Consider the following 13,648-nt stretch of genomic DNA (forward strand, 5'->3'; position numbering starts at 1 on the left):
GGCGACCACCCCTTTGATCAACTCTGCCGACAGTGCGGCATCCAGCATCGCCTGACCAAGCCCTACCATCCGCAGACCAACGGACTCGTCGAACGTTTCAACCGGCGCATCGCCGAAGCCATTGGCCGCGAAACAAAGCGTGGCAGCGCCCGGCGGACCTTCATCGATCACGCCGATCGAGACACCTTCATCGCCAAATTCGTCCACGACTACAATCGAACCAGGCTCAAATGCCTCCGCTACCAGGCCCCAATGCGGGCCCTCGCCAATCATACGGGACCAAACACTTTCGCAGGGAGGACACCGAATGTGTGGCGTCGTCTGTGACACACTTCCGCGTTCTCGCGACATGATTTGTCCGAGCTTTGTCTTTCGCTCCGCCCTCTCTTGAACGGAGGGCGCAGGGAAAGCCGGGTGCCGATCGCACCCATGGGCCCCGAGCAATGGGTAGAAAGAGGAAGCCTGCAGGGCGTGCTCACTTCACGCTCGCCATGTTCCGACCGATGCGATCCCTGACCGTCTGCGCGATCGCCGCCGGCGCTTCGTCGGGAATCGCGAAGCACGAGCTCGCGTTGATCTCGCAGAGCACGTAGGTGTCGGCGCCATCAGCATCGCGTGGGCCGTAGAGGAAATCAGCATCCCAGATCACCGGCAGCGACGTCTCACCGATCGTCAGCGCGGCCATCATTTGCGGGATCCATTCGTCCTCCATCAGCCTTCGCAGCGCCTGGAATTGCGGGGCATCGGGGCCGTGCATGATGCGCGGTCCGGGCTGGGCCTCTGGAGAATCCGGACCTTGCGGGGGCGGCGGGATCAGGGCCTTGATCAATTGGTGCCCGAAGCCCGCGACCTTCGCTGCGCTGACATAGCAACGGATCATGCCCTCGGGCAGGCGCGGCTGGAATGCCTGATCGATGATGCAGCCGCCCCAGCCGAAATATTGCTCGCAGCGCGCCATGAAGTCCTCCAGCGGCATCTCCTCCGGCTGGCTGCCGCGCAGCGCATGCAGCACGCGAATCGTCGCGTCGGTCTTCGGCACCGTTTCCACCTTCCAGACGCCCTGCCCGCCATTGCCGCGGTTCTGCTTGAGCACGCGCGGACCAGCCGCGCGCAAGCGCGCGGGAAATTCCGCGCGGAACGCGTCGACCGTGGCGTATCGATGGGTGTCGGCGCCCCAGCCCAGGTGACGCGTCCGGTACAGCACGTCCTTGACGCCCATCTTGAGGATGACGTCGGGATGCGCGCTGACCCATGGTCCCTTCACCGCGACCTCGCGCAGCAGCGGATCGAGGGCGGCGCGCGTCTTGCCCTGATGGATCGGATCGACCCAGACGAGAACGCCGTCCATCGTCAGCAATTGGTCGCGGACGGCATCGGCGAATGTCTCGTCATAAACGACGGGAACGGCCTCGATGCCCGAAGCGCCGAGCGCTTCGAAGACGCGGACGAAACGGCTGTTTTGTGGGGTCGCCTCCCGGCGCGACGCGGCGTCGCCACGCGACAGGATGGCGAGTTTACAACGACGATTTTCGGAACGAAGACGTGTGTGTGATTCAGTGTCCATGTGAAAGCTCCACGACGGTGAATGTCGCGCAGAGCTTGGACCTAGGTCTCACGGGGAGTCTGCCTTGTCCCCTCGAGGCAAATCTAGACCACCGCGCGCAGGTTTCAAGATGGAAGTGGAGCGAAGCGGATCTGGCCACGATCCCGGATCACGCCGTGATCCCGGATCAGGCCGTGATCCCGTGCAACCCGAGCCAGCCCGTGTAGAGGCCGACGAGCACGATCAGCGCGGCCGACACGTAGGGGGCGCGATGGGCAAAGCGGCTGAAGCCGGCCCAATGACGTTCGACATGACGCAGGCTCAGCGCGGCCGCAACGCCGGCAGAGACCATGGTAAGCGCAAGCCCGATGCCGAAACAAAGCACCAGCACGAAGCCGAGGCTGAACTGCTTGAGCTGGAGACAGAGCAGCAGCACGGTGATCGCCGCCGGACACGGAATCAGCCCGCCGGTCAGGCCGAACAGGATGATCTGCCATGTCGTGACGGTGCGTCCGGCAAAGCGCTTGCGGATGTCGGCGGCGTGCGCGCGCGCATGCGCGTCGTCCTCGTCGCCGAGATTCATATGCGCATGGTCATGCTCCTCGAACAGGACTTCCGCCACGTCCGCGCGGACCGAGACGCGCGCCTTGAAGGCATGCGGCTCCGGAATTTCGTCGATGCTTTCCAGATAGCCACCCCTGTCGGCGAAGCGAAAGCGTTGCTCGCTGCCGTCGGGACGGATCGTCACGGCGTCAACGTCGCCGGCCGCCGGCAGCGCTCCAGCCTCGCTTCGCAACCGCCAGCGCGGCGGCACGCCGTCCTCGAAGACCTCGAGCGACAGCGATTGTCCGGCCAGGACAAGCTGGCGCGTTTCGTTGTGATGATGGTGGTGATGGTGATCGTGATCGTGTTCGGCAGCCTGCTCGCGCCAGGTGCGCCAGGCCATCCAGGCCGCGATCGCGATGATGATCACCGCCGACGCCAGTTGCAGCCAGGCTTCGCTGCGTTCTCCGGACCATTGCTGGCCGAAATGAAGCCCGGCGAGCGCGACCAGCCAGACGATGGCGGTGTGCGAGATCGTCGCCGCCAGGCCGAGCAGCACCGCCTGCACCACCGTGCCGCGGATCGCGATGATGAAGGCCGCCATCATCGTCTTGGAGTGGCCGGGCTCGAGCCCGTGCAGTGCGCCGAGCAGGATCGCGCTGGGCACGAACAGCCATGCATGGGCACTGCTCTGCTGGAGCAGCTGAGACAGGTCGGTCATGGCACTCACTTCAAGTAGGTACGAACGACGTCGATCAGGTCCGCGGCGCCCTGCGCCTTCTCGGGATCCTTTTCCCGGGCAGGATCCACGACATGATGGCGGATGTGATCCTCGAGCAATTCCGCAGTCAGCCCGTTGATGGCACCGCGAACCGAGGCCACCAGCATCAGCACGTCGGCACAACCAATCTCGGACTCCAGTGCGCGCTCGACGGCCTCCAGCTGGCCCTTGATGCGGCGAACCCGGCCGACGAGCTTGGACTTGTGCTTGATGGTATGCGACATGAATGTAATATAGGGGGGTACCCTATATTGGTCAACCATGCTGTTGGCCAACCGGGGCGCGCATCGAGACATGGCGGCGGGATGTCAGCGGCGGGCGTCAGCCCATGCTGCCAGGCATGAAGCAGCGCGCCTTCGGATGACCGTCTATGTAGTAAGGCCACACGATGGGTCGGCCGGACAGGTTCGGCCCGGGCACGACGGCTTCGTTCGGAACGTCAACCCACTCGCCGTCGATGCGCACCCGATAATGGCCGTTCCTGGTTTCCCAGTCGACGTCGTCGATGTGCTGCGCATCCGTGCCATCGCAGCAGGGACCCTTGCTGCTATGCAAGCCCTCGTACCAACCATTCAAGTCGGGGTGCTGGTGATCGTGGGCGAGAGCGCCGCCGGTTGTTGTGATGAGCAGCATAACGACAAGAGCAACAGGCGTCGCATGCCAATAATGACTGTCCATCAATCGGCATTGCTCCAATGAATGCAGGCGGGAGCGCGACACGTTCGCGGTGTCGGCATCTACCTGAGTTGGTCCCTGCCACCGCGCAACTCGGCAGCGAATTGTATGTTCCTATTCGCAACTCGCCGGAGATGGAGAGGTGACCCCATCGGCCTGATCCACGGATGCTTGTTCCAAGCTGCGCGATGAAGTTTTCGTGACTGTCGATCGGCGGTAGCTGCGGGATTTGGCAAAGTCAGGTTGACAGCCCGGAGATCAGGGTTTTTGATGTGGCTACGGGGATGTGCGATCTCCCCGCGAGGCGACATGCCCAAGAATCGCGTCCTGTCACCAAGGGCGCACCATGTCGTCATACACATCGATCTCATCAGAAAAATTGTCCCGTCTCATCGGTACGGCGAAGGCGCCGACGCTCGTCGACGTTCGTCTCGATGAAGATTTCGCCGCCGATCCGCGCCTGATTCCGGGCGCGGTCCGCTACTCCCATCTCGACGTCCAGGACTGGGCTTCCCGTTTCACCGGGCAGTCCGTGGTCGTGGTCTGCCAGAAGGGACAGAAGCTTTCCGAGGGCACCGCCGCCTGGCTCCGCTGCAGCAACATCGCGGCCGAGATTCTCGAGGGCGGCCACCTCGGCTGGCGGGAAGCGGAGCTACCGACCGTTCCCGCCGACAAGATTCCGAAACGCGACGGGCGGGGCCGCACCGTCTGGGTGACGCGATCGCGGCCGAAGATCGACCGCATCGCCTGTCCATGGCTGATCCGCCGCTTCGTCGATCCAGCGGCCGTGTTCCTGTTCGTCACATCGGCGGAGGTCGAGGCGGTCGCCGAACGGTTCGACGCCACGCCGTTCGACATCGAGAACGTGTTCTGGAGTCATCGCGGCGAGCTCTGCACCTTCGACGTGATGGTCAAGGAATTCGGCCTCGCGACGCCGGCGCTGGAGCGGCTCGCGACGATGGTGCGGGCGGCCGATACCGCGCGGCTCGAGCTTTCGCCGGAGGCGCCCGGGCTGCTCGCCGCCTCGCTCGGCCTGTCGCGCATGTTCGACGACGACCTCGAGCAGTTGAGCGCCGGGCTGCTGCTCTACGACGCCTTCTACCGATGGTGCCGCGACGCGACCAAGGAGACGCACAACTGGCCGACCAGCAAGGTGAAGCCATGACCGACGTCGCAACGACAGCGAAAGCGCGCGGGCATGAACCCGCGCACGGCATCTCCTTCAACGAGGCGCTGCTGGTCTGGATACGCGTCGCCATCCTGAGCTTTGGCGGACCGGCCGGCCAGATCGCGGTGATGCATCGCATCCTGGTCGAGGAGAAGAACTGGATATCCGAGGGGCGTTTCCTGCACGCCCTCAATTACTGCATGCTGCTGCCGGGGCCGGAGGCGCAGCAGCTGGCGACCTATATCGGCTGGCTGCTGCATCGGACGCTCGGCGGCATCGTGGCGGGCGGGCTGTTCATCCTGCCCGGCATCTTCGCCATCATGGGCCTCAGCTATATCTACGCGGCGTATGGCAATGTCGGGTTTGTCGAGGCGCTGTTCTTCGGCCTGAAGGCCGCGGTGCTCGCCATCGTCATCCAGGCCGTGGTGCGGGTCGGCAAGCGCGCGCTGCGCAACCGGGTGATGATCGCGCTCGCGGCGATCGCCTTTGTCGCGATCTTCTTCTTCGCCGTGCCGTTTCCGCTGATCATCGGCGCCGCCGCGGTCACAGGGCTGGTGGGCGCACGTCTCGGCCGGAGCGAATTTGCGGCGATCGAGCATGGTGGCAAGAATTCCGCCGTGATCGACAGCATGCTCGGTGAAGCGGTGCCGGACCATGTCCGTCCCAACGCATCGCGCACTTTGCGGGTCGGCGCCATCTGGCTCGCGCTCTGGCTGGTGCCGGTGTTCGCCCTGCTGATTGCGCTCGGACCCGGCGACGTGTTCACCCAGATCGCGATCTTCTTCAGCAAGATGGCGATGGTGACGTTCGGCGGCGCCTACGCCGTGCTCGCCTATGTCGCGCAACAGGCCGCCGACTATTATCACTGGGTCAGCCCGCGCGAGATGCTGGACGGGCTCGGCATGGCCGAGACCACGCCCGGACCGCTGATCATGGTGGTGCAGTTCGTGGGCTTCATGGCCACGTTCCGCGAGGCAAGCGGGCTGTCGCCGATGTTGGCCGCCACGCTCGGCGGCTTGCTGGCGACCTGGGTGACGTTCACGCCGTGCTTCCTGTGGATCTTCGTCGGGGCGCCCTACATCGAGGCGCTGCGCGGCAACAAGGCGCTGGCGGGCGCGCTTTCGGCGATCACCGCCGCCGTGGTCGGCGTGATCCTCAATCTGTCGATCTGGTTCGCGCTGCACACGCTGTTCCGGCAAACATTCCCTGTGCACGGGCTAGGCCTGTCGTTCGACGCGCCGGTGCCTGCCAGCCTCGACTGGCCGGCGCTGGCGCTGTCGATCGCCGCCGCGATCGCGATCTTCCGCTTCAATGCGGGGATGCTCAGCGTCCTCGCCGCCTCCTGCATCACGGGCGTACTGCTGCGCCTTGTCGGCATCATCTGAGCGGAACGGCGCGCAGCTTGAGAACCTGGGGCGGCACAACACAACCAGGAGAACAACCATGCAGACACGAAAACTCTCTCATTTGATTCTCGCCCTCACGATCGCGGGTGCGGTCATGCCGGCCCATGCCCTGACGCAGGACGAGCTCGTCGCAAAACTTCGCGCCGCCGGCTACGCCGAGATCAGCGAGGTCAAGTCGACGGCCGAAGGCACGACGGCGAAGGCGATGAAGAACGGCAAGCCGGTGCGGCTCGTGATCGACAGCAGCGGCCAGGTCAAGGAGCGGGACTGAGCTCCCGCGCGCGCGAAAGCCGTCAACCGATCGATGGAGTGATAATCATGATGAGAGCAATTGTGGCCCTGTGCATGGCGGTGCTGGGGCCGGGCGCAACCCTGGCAGCGCCGGCCGCCCACGATGAGCGGCAGGACGCGGCCGTGACAATGCAGGCGGCGATGGTCCACCCGCAAGCGAGCGAGACGCTGCGCGGCGTCGTCGATCGTGTCGATGAACGCAACGACACGCTGCTGATCCGGTTATCTCCGGACTGGATCGAACCGTTCAAGGTCCAGGACGGCCTGATCTTCAATGCCGTCCGCTTCGGCGATCCCGTCGAAATCGCGGTGCAGAACATCGCCGGGTTCCGCACCATTGTCGGGCTCTCGAAGCAATAGAGCCACGATCCGAAGCATCGAAAGAGGTTCAAGGGAGCAATCCAATGCGACATACGATTTCGGCGCTGATCGGCGTCGGTGCCTGCCTCTTCGCCACAGGCGGGAGCGCGCAAAAGATCGACTGGCAGGTATTCGCCGAGCCGTTCGTCTCGTCGGCACATGCGCAGGCGATCGACTGGCAGAAGGTCGACGACACGCTGGGCAGAAAGCCCGCCGTCACCGGTGACGTGCATCGCTACGGCTTTCCGCGGAGCGATCTTGCGGTGACGCTCGACGGCGTCACCATCAAGCCGGCGCTGGCGCTCGGCGGCTGGGTCGCCTTCAAACCCATGCACGACGACGTCATGGCGATGGGCGACCTGGTGCTGCTCGAATCCGAAATCAACCCTGTCATGCTGAAGATGATCGGAAACGGCCTGCAGATCACGGCCGTGCACAACCATTTGCTCGGCGCGAGCCCGGCCACCTTCTACATGCACGTCGCCGGCCACGGTGACCCGGTCAAGATCGCCGCCGCGATCCGGGATGGACTCGCCGAAAGCAAGACGCCGCTCAAGGCCGCAGCGCCGGCCGCGCCGCCGCCGGCCATCGATCTCGATACCGAGCAGCTCGATCAGATCATCGGCGTCAAGGGCCAGGCCAATGGCGGCGTCTACCAGTTCAACGTGCCCCGCCGCGATCCGATCACCGAACAGGGCATGGCGTTGAGCCCGGTTGGCCCGATGGGCGTCGCCATCGGCATCAACTTCCAGCCGACCGGCGGCGGCAAGGCGGCGATCACCGGCGATTTCGTGCTGACAAATGACGAGGTCAACCCCGTCATCATGGCGCTGCGGACGCACGGCATCGACGTCACCGCGCTGCACAGCCACATGCTGAACGAACAGCCGCGCCTGTTCTTCATGCATTTCTGGGCCAATGACGACGCCGTCAAGCTCGCCAAGGGCTTGCGTGCCGCGCTCGACAAGACGGCCACGACAAAAAGTTGACCCTGGCCTCGGAGGGATCAACGATGCGCAGCCTCACGGTCATGTCCATGTGGCGCACGCTGCTCAGGAGTGCCCACGTGACGCTGCGCATTGTCGCCGCGGTGCTTGCGATCGCGCTGACATCGGCTCGGCCGGCGCCGGCGGACGATGGCAAGATCGTTGTCTTTGTCTGCCTGCACGGCGTGGTGAACAGCCAGATGGCGGCGGCCTATTTCAACAAGGCTGCCCAGGAGCGCGGATTGCGGTTCAGGGCGGTCTCACGCGGCATCGACCTTTATCGGTCGGTGCCGGTCAGGGTGCAGGATGGCCTTGCACTCGACGGTCTGGAGGCGGCCAACACGCCGCAACAGCTGACCATCGACGACATGGCCGCGGCAGACCAGGTGGTGGCGTTCGATCAGCTCCCCGCCGAGCGGCGCAGACGGGCCAACGTGACCTACTGGTCCGGCATTCCCTTGGGTATCGATGATTATGGGTCGGCCCGGGATCAGATCGTCCGGCGCATCGACGCCCTTATTCCGACGCTGGCAGCGGCAACTGAACCAGCAGGAGACAAGACGCCCCTTCAGCTCGAAACGAAGATCCTGCTCGGCGATGTCCGCGGTCGGATTGATCACCTGGCGGTCGACCTGAAGCGGCAGCGACTGTTCGTGGCCGAGCTCGGCAATGACAGCGTCGGCGTCGTCGATCTGGCTGCGCGCAGTTTGCTTCGAACCATTACCGGATTGAGCGAACCCCAAGGCGTCGGCTATGAGCCGTCGACCGACACCCTCTACGTCGCCAACGCCCGCGACGGATCGGTGCAGCTATACGAAGCCAACGAGTACAAGGCGACCGGGCGAATCGAACTCGGCAGCGACGCCGACAATATCCGGGTCGACGCCGCGGCCAAGCGCGTCATCGTCGGCTATGGCGATGGTGGCCTGGCAGTCGTCGACCCATCCGCCCGGACAAAGGTTCGGAGCCTACTCCTTAAGGCACATCCGGAAAGCTTCCAGCTTCAGCCCGATAGTGGGCACATCTTTGTCAATCTGCCTGACGCGCGAGCGGTCGCGGTGGTGGACGTTGCTTCCGGGAAACAACTCACCAGCTGGCCGCTGGACAAGGGCGGTAATTTCGCGATGGCCATCGATCACGAACGAAGTCGCGTTCTCCTGGTGTATCGCAGCCCAGCCCAGCTTGCAGCCTTTTCGACCGACGGCAAGGCGATTGCGGCCACCGGCACTTGCGGCGATGCCGACGACCTCTTTGTAGATGCAAAGCGCGGACGCATTTATGTGAGCTGCGGCGCTGGATACGTCGATGTATTTGAGATTGATGGAGCGGCCTATCGACTGATCGCGCGCCTGCCGACGGCGACGGGCGCACGAACATCGCTCTTTGTGCCGGAGCTGGACCGTCTGTTTGTTGCGGTCCGCGCGGGGCCTGCCGGACCGGCGGCAATCTGGGTGTTCAAGCCATTGCCTTGAGATCGACTTTGTGGGGAGACGGCGCATGTGGAAACGCAGCCGGGGCTTTCGCAGCTGTTCGAGACGCCTTGCGCCTCGCTTCATGGTCGCTCTTGGACTGATCGCCTGGTCTGACCCCGCCTCGGCCTATCGCCCCTTCGACGGCACCGATGCCGCCGTTGCCAAGAAGGGGGAGATGGAGGTCGAGCTGCAGCCGGCCGGACGTTTGCGTGATGAGAGCGGAACAAGCCTGATCGCGCCGGCCTGGGTTCTCAACTACGGTCTGAGCGAGAGTTGGGAAGCCGTCTTCGAAGGCCAGGGACAAACGTCGCTCTCTCCGCCCGGACCGACCAGCCTGACTGCAGCCGGAGCGTTTCTCAAGCACGTGGTCGTACCCGGTAGCCTGCAGGACAAGACCGGTCCGAGCATTGCGACCGAATTTGGCGTCCTTCTTCCTGACAGTACCGGCAATTCGGGCGTTGGCGTAAGCCTGGCCGGCATTGTCTCGCAGCGCTGGGATTGGGGCACCATTCACTTGAATGCCGAGACTGCCATCACCCGCGACCATCATGGCGACGTGTTCGTGGGTGCTATTGTCGAAGGACCGATGACCTGGACGGTGCGCCCCGTCGCCGAGATATTCTACGAGAACGAGTTTGGCAAAGAGGATACGTTCTCAGGGTTGGTCGGGCTGATCTATCGTGTGCGCGACGACCTCAGCTTCGACATCGCGGTCCGGCACGCGCTCACCGGAGGCCATCCGGTAAACGAGATACGTGCGGGATTGACTTTCGGCTTTCCGCTTTCCTTCTTCGAAGGTCACGCCGCGCACCAAGCCTCGCCAATTCCGTCTCGATAGCTACTGGCGGTCCCGGTTCTCTGGATGGGCTCGCCAGTCTCGACCGACAGTCTGATGGCCGTCGTCTGGTATTGCCTGGCCGGCCTGGTCCCTCTCGCCGCCTTGAGCCTTCCAGTCACGCCCGATCTTAACGTCCTCGGCGCGACTGCGATCCTGCTCGCGGGTTTGCTCCGACTGCTGAGGCGGCTGGGCCTGTTGGACAGGCGTAGACTGTGCTTTTGCATCGCTTCCGGCGAACGCGAAGGTCATTGCGACCGCGGAGATGAACGCAACCGATATGGAATTCTTCATGGTGTTGTCCCTTCCTCATGCTCTGCACTAACGCTCCGTCATCGCCTTTGTTCGAAAGCAAACGGGCTTCTGGCTGCACGTGGAGGTCGGAACCGGGCGCTCTGCACGCGAACAGTGACAGTCAATATTTCGGCCGGTGCGAAGTAGCCCATTCGCGCGCGTGTTCGATCGGCACCCGCTGCACGACGGCGCGAACCTTCTGCGTTGCGGGCAGATTGTCCATGCGTTCCCGCCAGCGGCAGAATGCCGGGAATTTCGGATACATCGACTGCCCTTCGGCGGTGAGGCTGAAGGCGAACGTGCTCGGCAGCAGATAGAAATCCGCAATCGAGAGTTCGTCCCCGAGCAAAAAATCCTTGCCGTGCGCAAGCTGGCGCTCGGCCACCGCAAGCCCGGTCTCGACCTTGGGCAGCGCATGTGCCACGACCTTCTCGTCGGGGGCGATGCCGAGTTCCGGGAAAACCAGACGCTCATGCGTCACGTGATAGATCATGTAGGGGTAGTAATAGTCGTTAACAGCGCTGATCCACTGGTTCATACGCGCCCGCGCCTTGATGTCTTTCGGTGTCAGCGATACGCCGCCAAAGGCTTCGTCGACATAGGCGGCAATCGCACTCGTCTCGTAGAGGGTGAGATCGCCGTGTTTCAGAATTGGGACGCGGTTGAACGGGTGCAGCGCCAGGTGATCGGGCTTGCCCATGACCGGTTCAAGGTCGTGGAATTGGTAAGCTACGTCCTTGTGCGTCAGGATCAAGCGGACGATGTTGACAAAACTGCTGCGTGGGAAACCGTAGACGATCGGATCGGACATCCGTTTTCTCCTTTCTGATTTGGTCTCAGCGCCAGAACGGCTTGGAGGCCTCGCGCAGCGCCTGCTCGCGCGTCAGGCCGAGATCGCGAAGCAGATGCGGGTCGTCTGCAATCTCGCGTAGCGCCATGCGCTGAAACGGCCGGTCAAGCAAGCTCCACCATCCGGGGCGCGGAGCGCCTGGCGACGTTCCTGAGCTGAATTGATGAAGTGGTGTGGCCGGGTCCGCGGCGGGCACCGGCGGGATCGACCGTGTATCGGTTAAAAGGACGGACATGACAGGCTCCAAATTGCTTGAAATGCTTCACTGGAGCTGTTCAATAATCGTGCGGGGCGGTTTCCCGCAAAGCATCGTTTCTCGTGCCTGCCCTAATTTTTCTCATGAAGTCGTGCGATGCGCCCACGCCTGCCGCCACTCAATGCCCTGAAGGTCTTCGAGGCCGCCGCGCGCCATGAGAGTTTTACGCGCGCGGCCGAGGAGCTTTGTGTCACGCAGGGCGCCGTCAGCCATCAGGTGAAAGCGCTGGAAGCGGAGCTCGCGATAAAGCTCTTCAACCGCGAGCGCCAGCGCCTGATCATCACCGAGGCCGGGCGCGACTATCTCGCTGTCGTGCGCGACGCGCTCGACCGCATCGCCATCGGCACCGAGCGGCTATTGCAGCGGCAGAATACCGGTGTGCTGACCGTATCGACGTCACCGGACTTTGCCGCGAAATGGCTCGTGCACCGGCTCGGCCACTTTGTTGAGGCGCATAGCGGCATCGATCTGCGCGTCTCCGCCACGCTGCACCACGTCGATTTCGCGCGCGAGGAAGTGGATCTCGCGGTGCGCCATGGCGACGGCAACTGGCCGGGGCTTGACGCGGTGCGGCTGAGCCCCGAGCGGCTATTTGCGGTGTGCAGCCCAAAGCTGTTGTCCGGCAAGCGGCGCCTCAACAACCCCGCTGACATCCTGAAATTTCCGCTGATCCATATGGACAGTCGCGCCGACTGGAAGAACTGGCTTCAGGATGCGGGACTTGACGATGCTGCCGCCACGCATGGCCCGGTCCTCAATCGCGCCAGCATGGTGATTGATGCCGCCATCAATGGGCAAGGCATTGCGCTCGCGCGCACCACGCTGGCGGCGTGGGACCTCATCAACGGCCATCTGGCGCGGCCGTTTCCGCAGTCGCTGCCATTGTCGAAGACCTACTGGATCCTCTGCCCGAAGGCGACCGCAAGCCTGCCGAAGATCGTGACGTTTCGCGATTGGTTGCTCTCGGAGGCCGCAAGCGACCTGCGCAGGCTTAGAAAGCTCGGCGGAACCTCTCATCGACTGAAGTGAGTGCCGGCAGGCTTCCAAACACAGGGAACGGCCCTGCGGCCCTCGGGATTGTCGTGGGACGCACCACCCACCATGCATGGAGCCCGATCATTGCTGCAGCTGTACAGGTCGGCGACCTCTGATTGGCGGAGCATCGGCGCCGAAGTGCCGTCCGAGGTCATCTGGATCGATCTACTCGATCCTACGGAGGACGAAAAGCAGTTCGTCGAGCGCGCGCTCGACATCCGCGTCCCGTCCGAGCGATCGTTGAGCGAGATCGAGGCGTCGAGCCGCCTGATCACCGATCATGACCGGCTCTATCTGAGCTCGCCGGCGGTGCGGCTCGACGACAACAACGAAGCCGAGATCACCAATATCGGTTTCGTGATCGGCCCAAAGGTGCTGGTCACGGTGCGGTTCGCGCAGCTGACCACGTTCGACGACGTCATGAAGCGGATCGGCACTGACAAGAGCCTGCAGAACGGCATGTGCGTGTTCACCGCGCTGCTCGAGGCCATGATCGATCGCGGCGCCGACGTGCTGGAGCATCTCGGCGCCAAGACCGACAGGCTGTCGCGGGGCGTCTTCAAGGGCGGCCTGGTGCGGAGCAAGCGTCCGGTGCGCTCCAGCCGCAGGTTGCGCGAGGCGCTGGAGAACATCGGCGAGCTCGCCGATCGCCTGGCGAAGGCGCGCGACGTGCTGCTCGGCGTCGGCCGGGTCGCGAGCTTCGCCGATGACGTCGGCAATGAATGGATCACGTCGGCATCGAAGCGCCGGCTCGAGGCTGTCACCAAGGACGTCGTCTCGCTCGGCGACTACGAGACCCGGCTGTCGGACAAGATCCAGCTGCTGCTGGACGCCGTGCTCGGCTTCATCAACATCCAGCAGAACGACCTGTTCAAGATCCTGACCATCGTGTCGGTGGTCGGCGTTCCCCCGACCATCCTGGTCGGGGTCTGGGGCATGAATTTCAAGGAGATGCCGGAGCTGAGCTGGACCTTCGGCTATCCCTTGGCCTGGGCCGCGATCATCGCCAGCGGCATCCTGCCGGTGCTCTGGTTCAAGCGGCACGGCTGGTTCGATTAAAACAAGCGAAGTTGAAACGTCGCCGCGTTATCCGCGTTGAGAACCTGCCTGCGCGTCTATAAATCTGAAGCTGCCCCACCCGCCCCTGTGGCGC

Annotated in this window: 17 protein-coding genes; 10 read left to right on the top strand and 7 right to left on the bottom strand. The window is 63.7% G+C overall.

The window, feature by feature from the left end; genetic code table 11:
• Nucleotides 1-327 (top strand): integrase core domain-containing protein (locus tag J6525_RS44340; RefSeq protein ID WP_225649362.1); only part of this gene is annotated, 327 nt, incomplete at its 5' end.
• 148 nt (nucleotides 328-475) lie between these two features.
• On the opposite strand, the gene J6525_RS44345 is transcribed toward J6525_RS44340, so the two are convergent.
• From J6525_RS44345 to J6525_RS44360, 4 genes are all read right to left on the bottom strand, one after another.
• The gene (locus tag J6525_RS44345; RefSeq protein WP_225649363.1) at nucleotides 476-1,564 is read right to left on the bottom strand and encodes a Cj0069 family protein; all 1,089 of its coding nucleotides are present in this window, start codon (nucleotides 1,562-1,564) and stop codon (nucleotides 476-478) included.
• Nucleotides 1,565-1,730: 166 nt separating this feature from the next.
• Nucleotides 1,731-2,807 (bottom strand): nickel/cobalt efflux transporter, encoded by a 1,077-nt coding sequence (locus J6525_RS44350; RefSeq protein ID WP_225649364.1) that lies wholly within the window; start codon nucleotides 2,805-2,807, stop codon nucleotides 1,731-1,733.
• A gap of 5 nt (nucleotides 2,808-2,812) precedes the next feature.
• A complete protein-coding gene (locus J6525_RS44355) occupies nucleotides 2,813-3,091 on the bottom strand; it encodes a metal/formaldehyde-sensitive transcriptional repressor (RefSeq protein ID WP_016847064.1) in 279 nt (92 codons plus the stop codon).
• Nucleotides 3,092-3,188: 97 nt separating this feature from the next.
• Nucleotides 3,189-3,545, bottom strand: coding sequence for a hypothetical protein (locus J6525_RS44360; RefSeq protein ID WP_225164498.1), 357 nt, complete (start codon nucleotides 3,543-3,545; stop codon nucleotides 3,189-3,191).
• A gap of 343 nt (nucleotides 3,546-3,888) precedes the next feature.
• Here J6525_RS44360 and J6525_RS44365 point away from each other — a divergent pair, with 343 nt between their 5' ends.
• The 7 genes from J6525_RS44365 to J6525_RS44395 are packed head-to-tail and all read left to right on the top strand — an operon-like array spanning nucleotide 3,889 to nucleotide 10,063.
• On the top strand, nucleotides 3,889-4,707 hold the full coding sequence (locus J6525_RS44365) for a chromate resistance protein ChrB domain-containing protein (protein ID WP_225164497.1): 819 nt from the start codon (nucleotides 3,889-3,891) through the stop codon (nucleotides 4,705-4,707).
• The gene (chrA, locus tag J6525_RS44370; RefSeq protein ID WP_225649365.1) at nucleotides 4,704-6,095 is read left to right on the top strand and encodes a chromate efflux transporter; all 1,392 of its coding nucleotides are present in this window, start codon (nucleotides 4,704-4,706) and stop codon (nucleotides 6,093-6,095) included. The genes J6525_RS44365 and chrA overlap by 4 nt, the downstream gene beginning before the upstream one ends.
• A 58-nt stretch (nucleotides 6,096-6,153) precedes the next feature.
• On the top strand, nucleotides 6,154-6,387 hold the full coding sequence (locus tag J6525_RS44375; RefSeq protein ID WP_225649366.1) for a hypothetical protein: 234 nt from the start codon (nucleotides 6,154-6,156) through the stop codon (nucleotides 6,385-6,387).
• A 47-nt stretch (nucleotides 6,388-6,434) separates the two neighbouring features.
• The gene (locus J6525_RS44380) at nucleotides 6,435-6,767 is read left to right on the top strand and encodes a hypothetical protein (protein WP_225649367.1); all 333 of its coding nucleotides are present in this window, start codon (nucleotides 6,435-6,437) and stop codon (nucleotides 6,765-6,767) included.
• A gap of 44 nt (nucleotides 6,768-6,811) precedes the next feature.
• The gene (locus J6525_RS44385) at nucleotides 6,812-7,756 is read left to right on the top strand and encodes a DUF1259 domain-containing protein (RefSeq protein ID WP_225649368.1); all 945 of its coding nucleotides are present in this window, start codon (nucleotides 6,812-6,814) and stop codon (nucleotides 7,754-7,756) included.
• Nucleotides 7,757-7,779: 23 nt separating this feature from the next.
• Nucleotides 7,780-9,225 carry an arsenate reductase/protein-tyrosine-phosphatase family protein gene (locus tag J6525_RS44390; protein ID WP_225649369.1) on the top strand — a complete coding sequence of 482 codons (1,446 nt, stop codon included), beginning with the start codon at nucleotides 7,780-7,782 and terminating at the stop codon, nucleotides 9,223-9,225.
• A gap of 25 nt (nucleotides 9,226-9,250) precedes the next feature.
• The gene (locus J6525_RS44395) at nucleotides 9,251-10,063 is read left to right on the top strand and encodes a hypothetical protein (protein WP_225649370.1); all 813 of its coding nucleotides are present in this window, start codon (nucleotides 9,251-9,253) and stop codon (nucleotides 10,061-10,063) included.
• Here J6525_RS44395 and J6525_RS44400 read toward each other — a convergent pair whose 3' ends face one another.
• From J6525_RS44400 to J6525_RS47170, 3 genes are all read right to left on the bottom strand, one after another.
• Entirely contained in the window at nucleotides 10,064-10,354 is a 291-nt protein-coding gene (locus J6525_RS44400; RefSeq protein WP_092088091.1) for a hypothetical protein, read from the bottom strand.
• Between the two features lie 121 nt (nucleotides 10,355-10,475).
• On the bottom strand, nucleotides 10,476-11,165 hold the full coding sequence (locus J6525_RS44405; RefSeq protein ID WP_225649371.1) for a glutathione S-transferase family protein: 690 nt from the start codon (nucleotides 11,163-11,165) through the stop codon (nucleotides 10,476-10,478).
• Nucleotides 11,166-11,190: 25 nt separating this feature from the next.
• Complete coding sequence (locus J6525_RS47170; RefSeq protein ID WP_283848693.1) at nucleotides 11,191-11,316, bottom strand: DUF1127 domain-containing protein; 126 nt, start codon at nucleotides 11,314-11,316, stop codon at nucleotides 11,191-11,193.
• A 240-nt stretch (nucleotides 11,317-11,556) separates the two neighbouring features.
• Here J6525_RS47170 and J6525_RS44410 point away from each other — a divergent pair, with 240 nt between their 5' ends.
• Together J6525_RS44410 and J6525_RS44415 are read left to right on the top strand one after the other, a co-directional pair.
• Nucleotides 11,557-12,489 (top strand): transcriptional regulator GcvA, encoded by a 933-nt coding sequence (locus tag J6525_RS44410; RefSeq protein WP_225649372.1) that lies wholly within the window; start codon nucleotides 11,557-11,559, stop codon nucleotides 12,487-12,489.
• 90 nt (nucleotides 12,490-12,579) lie between these two features.
• Nucleotides 12,580-13,554, top strand: coding sequence for a magnesium transporter CorA family protein (locus J6525_RS44415; RefSeq protein WP_225649373.1), 975 nt, complete (start codon nucleotides 12,580-12,582; stop codon nucleotides 13,552-13,554).
• The last annotated feature ends 94 nt before the right edge of the window (nucleotides 13,555-13,648 follow it).

The sequence above is a fragment of the Bradyrhizobium australafricanum genome, from assembly GCF_020329495.1.
Classification (GTDB): Bacteria; Pseudomonadota; Alphaproteobacteria; order Rhizobiales; family Xanthobacteraceae; genus Bradyrhizobium; species Bradyrhizobium australafricanum.